This is a genomic window from Clostridium tarantellae (assembly GCF_009295725.1).
Classification (GTDB): domain Bacteria; phylum Bacillota; class Clostridia; order Clostridiales; family Clostridiaceae; genus Sarcina; species Sarcina tarantellae.
The window spans coordinates 1-1,649 of record NZ_WHJC01000470.1; the positions used below are offsets into that span (position 1 = coordinate 1).

Here is a 1,649-nt window from a genome sequence, read left to right on the forward strand (position 1 = left end):
TGGACCATAGTTTATTCCATCTCCATGGAACTTAATAGTATTTATTCCACTATTTAAATTTACTGCCACAGTAAAGGTCTTAGCATCTCCTATGGACCATCCATTAGTTGGTGTTGGAGTGTAAACTGATCCTGTGTTTGTTCCATTTATATCTATCTTTAAGTTTCTATTAGCATCTGCTCCTATATATTTCACTGCTAAATTATACTTTCCTGCAGCTGCTACATTTACAGTTAAGGTAGTTGCACCATCACTTGGTCCTCCTATCCATCCTGCCACATTTACTCCTCCAGCATCCTCTATTAAAGCTCCATTAGAAAGCATTCCCTCTGCTGCATTATACTTATAAACTGGGTTACTTCCTGTTGGCACTGTAATTGGTGGTATTATTAAATCCATGCTTTGCAATTGTTTAGATTTAACAATATAATCACCTTTAGGTACATTTATAAATGTATATATTCCTAAAGAATTAGTAATGGTAAAAGCTATTGGTTTAATATCATTTAAATTAGATGCATTATATAATACTACATCTGCATTAGCAATAGGATTATTTGATTCATCAGTAATAATTCCTGATATTATACCTTGAGAGGCAATAGGATCTATAATCATTTTTTTAGTTAAGTTTGATATTTTTCCATCTTCAACAGTTACATTAGTACTTTCTTTAATAAATCCTAAAGCATTAAAAACTAAATTATAATTTCCTGAATTTACTTTTGTAAAAACAAATTGTCCTGATTTATCTGTATAAGTAATAGCATTTAAACTTTTATTTCCATTAATATTCTTATATAAGAAGACTATACCTCCAGATATAATATTTCTATCATCACTATTATCTATTAGTTGTCCACTAATTATTCCTAATGGAATATTTACATCATCTTCTAAAGTAAAATTAATTAATTTAGATTCACCTTGCATTAAAGTAAATTTTTCAGTTGTTTCTAATATCTTTCCATTGGAAAATATCTCTAAACAATATTCATTACTTATAGGTATATTAGTTATTACATACTCTCCATTTTTCATAGTTTTACCATTAGCTAATCCTTTTAAAGATTCATCTAATACTTTTACTAATGCCCCTTCAATAGGTATACCTTTAGAATCTTTAATAATCCCACTAATAGTTACGCCAATACTTGTTTTATTAACATTTTCTTCAAGTTTTACATCTAGTTTTATTTCTTGTTTTTTTTGTGTTACATTTACAGTGATAAACTCATTTTGACTGTATTTATATTCTTTTATTTGCATAATTAAAATTCCTCCACATTTTAATTTTATTTTTTATGCTTCTGTAGAGATTTAAATAATTTTCTAATAATTTTTGTTTATATTTAATTAAAACAAATCAGTTATTACTTAAACCGCCTCCTAATACTTATTTTTACAAGAAATACATACTTTTCTTTTAAGATTATTTTATGCATATAATAAAATTAAGTTCCTTTATACAATTCTTACACAAGTTAACACCACTTTACAAGTAATTAAAAATTAATTTTATAAAAAATGAACCAAATTCCTAAAAACTGTGCAAACTATTAATACAACCAATACTAATAAAACACAGGAGGAATTTGGTTCTATGAATAGTATTGACGAAAAATCTATAATTAAAACATTAAACAGTT

The 1,649-nt window shown here is 26.4% G+C and carries 1 protein-coding gene; it reads right to left on the bottom strand.

Annotation, left to right across the window (positions count from 1 at the left end):
• The coding region (locus tag GBZ86_RS15655; protein WP_207707471.1) for a carboxypeptidase regulatory-like domain-containing protein at positions 1 to 1,269 on the bottom strand (1,269 nt) is incomplete at its 3' end.
• Between the last annotated feature and the right edge of the window lie 380 nt (positions 1,270 to 1,649).